The 3,884-nt window shown below is 47.2% G+C and carries 3 protein-coding genes, 1 tRNA gene and 1 pseudogene; all 5 read right to left on the reverse strand.

Annotated elements, in window-relative coordinates; genetic code table 11:
- Positions 1 to 162: 162 nt before the first annotated feature.
- Positions 163 to 246, reverse strand: a tRNA-Leu gene (locus VN105_RS01535).
- A 75-nt stretch (positions 247 to 321) separates the two neighbouring features.
- Entirely contained in the window at positions 322 to 726 is a 405-nt protein-coding gene (locus tag VN105_RS01540; protein WP_325637235.1) for a carbohydrate-binding protein, read from the reverse strand.
- Between the two features lie 296 nt (positions 727 to 1,022).
- Entirely contained in the window at positions 1,023 to 2,087 is a 1,065-nt protein-coding gene (locus tag VN105_RS01545) for a glycoside hydrolase family 76 protein (protein ID WP_325637237.1), read from the reverse strand.
- A 14-nt stretch (positions 2,088 to 2,101) separates the two neighbouring features.
- Positions 2,102 to 3,247 (reverse strand): glycoside hydrolase family 76 protein, encoded by a 1,146-nt coding sequence (locus VN105_RS01550; RefSeq protein WP_325637239.1) that lies wholly within the window; start codon positions 3,245 to 3,247, stop codon positions 2,102 to 2,104.
- Between the two features lie 8 nt (positions 3,248 to 3,255).
- Positions 3,256 to 3,884, reverse strand: a pseudogene (locus tag VN105_RS01555) (hypothetical protein); the annotation flags it as partial.

Consider the following 3,884-nt stretch of genomic DNA (forward strand, 5'->3'; position numbering starts at 1 on the left):
CAGGATTGGCTGTCTGCTCAGGAAAGAAAAGATAATTTTCGTGTGTCATGTCGTGTGTCAATTATGTGTCGCAAATAGTGGGCAGAAGCGGATAAAAGCGTACAAAAACGACATTGACACAAAAAAAATAGGTTGTAAGTCAAATACTTACAACCTATTGTGTGCCCAGAACTGGATTCGAACCAGCACACCCTTGCAGGCGCTGCGACCTGAACACAGTGCGTCTACCAATTTCGCCATCTGGGCATCTGATATTGTGTCAGGGAGCGCAAAGATAATCACCTGTTTCAATTTTCCAAAAAAATAACGGGAACGGATATACTAATAATTAAAAATAAAACCAAAAGCGGTAATGCTGAAGGGCATCCCTCCCCTCGCCACCAGGTACAGATCATGTACCCCCTCCGCGTGCCGCAGGTTACCCGTTAACTTCAACGCATAGGTGCTGTCGCCCGTATAGGGAATATCCAGGGTGCCGATAATTTTACCTTTGGGTTTATCTATCCGGAACTCAAGCCGGGCATTACTTTTTTTATGCTCGGATGCTACCTCTACGCGGAAGCCTATTTCACCAAGACTCAAATTTACCTGCGCAAAGCTAAGATAACTGCCCTCCTTCATCTGGAATTCTGTTGCACGATTCCCCTTTTTAGCCGCCGGCGCCGCCGTCTGCCCGAAAACAGACACAGGAACGAAAGCAAAAAGCAGCATTAACATCAGCCTCATAGGGATAGGATAGGTTTCTTCTTCTCTTTTTTACGATGATCAGGAATCACTTTTTCCTGGCGATAAATTAATAATAAAAACCCTAAATTAAGGAATTATGTAATATAATAGCAAAATAATAACATGGCTGCACGCTTCCTTCCCCGCAATAAATTAAACTTTGTACCGGGATAGTTTGTTTTAAAAAACGATAAAATAACCCCTTTACCGGTTTTTCATGAGCATCATATATACAAAAAAGTGCCCGTAACAATTGTTGTTACGGGCGCTTTTTATATTCAATATCAATAATCCGGTCAGATCCCGGCCAGCCGGGCATAAATTTCCATCATGCCTGCCTGCCCCAGCAACTCCCTTTCCGGGCGGTTGCCCAGCATATTACTGCTGTTCCGGTCCTGTTCCCATACGTTATCCGCATACTCCTGCATGGCACGGATATACTTAGGATTATTATCCACTTTGTACAACGCTTCATATCCGCGAAGCAATACTGCATTAAACCAATAGGACGACGGAAACCTTCCGTTCCTGAAAAAGCGCCGGTAACTGCCTTCTGCAAGGTAACGGGCTTCTTTTAAATACTGTACGTTCCTCGTAATGCGGTACAACTTTACATTCGCTTCCAGCATCACACCGGTATTGTAGGTATACGCCGCAGAATCAATACGGTTGTTCTCTGCAGGTTTTATGGCATCCCAATATACCCCGTCTTCACTCCGCAGGTACCGGTTCACCCATTTGTATAAAAGTAAAGCTGTATCCAGGTATGCCTGCTTATGAACAGCTTCATATAATTGAAGCGACAATAAAATAGCCGGTCCGTTAGAACAGGTATTCTTCGTAGTAACATCTCCTTCTTTCCAGTATAAGCCACCACCGCTAACGGTGTCAAAACCGGTCATCATAAACCGGTAGATCTCCTCTCCTTTCCCCAGGTACCATTTTCTCCTGGTTCGCGTGTAGGCATCCAGGTAAGCGATGCCAATCCACTGGTTGTCGTCGTAGTAGCGGTCTTCCTTCCGTTCTTTCACAACATAGGAAGCATACCCCGGCGCAGGCGGACCCGGGTCATAATACTGGTTAATAGCTGCCACCACCGGCGCCATGTAGGTTTTACCAGGGTGGATCCGTTCCATTTCATTAGTAGCCTGTATAAGGCCGCAAAGTCCCCAAAGGTCGGCATGCAGGTTATGATTCACACTGCGGTCGCTGGTTTGAATATACAAACCGGTATTAGGTTCATACAGGTATTTGTTCACTGCCTGCTGCAGCATTTCCGCCTTTTGCCTGTTGCTTTGGGCAGATACGCTGCCGGCAGACAGCAAACACCAAAAGATAAACCACACTGTTCTTCTCCCCATCTTTATCATTTTCATTACTTCATCAGTCCCATTCCTTTCAGCTTCGCTGCTGCTTCCATAAGCATAGCCCCGCTCAGCTGCGTGGTAAGATCGCTGCCGGCTGCAGTGGTGGTCCAGTCTTTGTTAAACAGTACCTGCGGACGTGCAGTACCTTTCAGCCACAACGTTTCCGCGTTCAGTTGCAGGAACGCGGCATACTTTGCCACATCCGTACTGCTGATACTACCATCGGTGATCAGCAACATCAGGTAACGCACCAGCACTCCCTTGAACAGGCCACCATCTCCGCCGCCTTCATCCTTCAGGATATTGGCGTTGGTAAACCCTCCGGCTAAAGTATTATTAGCGGTTTTCAGCGCATCGTTAATGTATACATTCTGCCCGGTGAGCTTATACAGCTCCACACCCGCGCCAATAAATACGCCCTGGTTATAAGTGAAGTTCCAGTTCTTTGTTACCTGGCCGCTGCCATCCTGGTTAATACCATCCCATACCAGGCCGGTAACCGGGTCTACCAGCGTGGCTTTCTGCCAGTCGTAGATCTTTTTGGCCCAGGCGATATCGTCAGGGTTTTGGGTAAGCCCATACATGCGGCAGGCTATAATACATGCAGGTGCATTGGCAGGCGTGTTCTTGTAGTTTTTGGATTTGTCTTTATTCCAGTGGATGCCACCGCCCCATACATCGTCCCAGCCGCCTTTGATATCGTTCCACAGCAACACGGCCACGTCTTTGTATTTAGTATCACCCGTGGCTTCATAAGCGCGTAAACAGGCCAGGTTCATCCATTCCATATCGTCGTAGAAATGGTTGATATAAGTACCGCCGTTCTTCGTTTTCATACCGGCCAGCAGGTCGTCCATGCGGGCTTTGATGGCCGGGTCATTTTTACGTATATAGGCGTCCGTTAGTACATCCAGCGCGTGGGCGTTGGGCCAGTAGTTAAAAGTAGCGTTGCCGGCATTGTTGGCGTTAAAGTATTTCTCCTGGTTCCAGAAATTACCGGTAAGCCCCTGCAGGGAAGAATCAGCTATCTGCGGCCAGTCGTATGCATAGCGCGCTTTATTGGCGCCCGGACCCGGGCCATCATCTACAGGTTCTTTCAAACATGCAGTGAAGGCCAGGGACAGCATTAAAAGGGAATATCGTATCAGCTTCATAGCGGTCTTTATTTTACGATGATTTCGTGGGTATAGTTTTTATCTGTTGTGAAATAAAGATTTATATCACAATTCTTCATGTCGGCTTCTGTAGCAAACTTGTAGCAATAATTCCACTGGTCGTTGTTGGTGATGGGGCGCAGCTCCCAGAAGCTCAGTGGTGTAGCGGAAGTTGGGCGGTTGTTATCTGCATTGGAACTACCGATCCATTCTTCACCGGCATTACCATCGCTGTCTTTTACATTAATGCGGAACTTGTAACGCTCATCGCGGCCCCATGATTCCTGTTTGAAAGTGATCAGCTGGTTCTGGATCTTCCAGGTACCACCGCCGGCATAATTGATTTCAAATAAGAATTTATTCAATGGTGCAAACCAAAGACCAATAGTACCTATCTCTGTTACCGTAGCTGCTGCATTGTTAAAGTCCAGGCGCAGGCGATATACTTTGGTACCGGCTGTTTGTTCTGTTTCACCACCTTCTTTCACGGCTGTACCGGCAATGGAATACACCTCCGGTGTACCGGTATTCCGACTGGCGAAATGATACTTACCGTTTTTGAGAGAAGTATAGATCTCGTATACGCCTGGTGCAGTGGATTTCAGCTTCAGGGCTTTAGATAGATCGGCGCCCGCTT

The sequence above is a fragment of the Chitinophaga sp. genome, assembly GCF_035564935.1.
GTDB lineage: Bacteria > Bacteroidota > Bacteroidia > Chitinophagales > Chitinophagaceae > Chitinophaga.

Bases quoted from the DNA above. Each gene is read 5' to 3' on its own strand.
- VN105_RS01550 (WP_325637239.1), bottom strand. From the start codon at position 3,247: ATGAAGCTGATACGATATTCCCTTTTAATGCTGTCCCTGGCCTTCACT.
- VN105_RS01545 (WP_325637237.1), bottom strand. From the start codon at position 2,087: ATGGGGAGAAGAACAGTGTGGTTTATCTTTTGGTGTTTGCTGTCTGCC.
- VN105_RS01540 (WP_325637235.1), bottom strand. From the start codon at position 726: ATGAGGCTGATGTTAATGCTGCTTTTTGCTTTCGTTCCTGTGTCTGTT.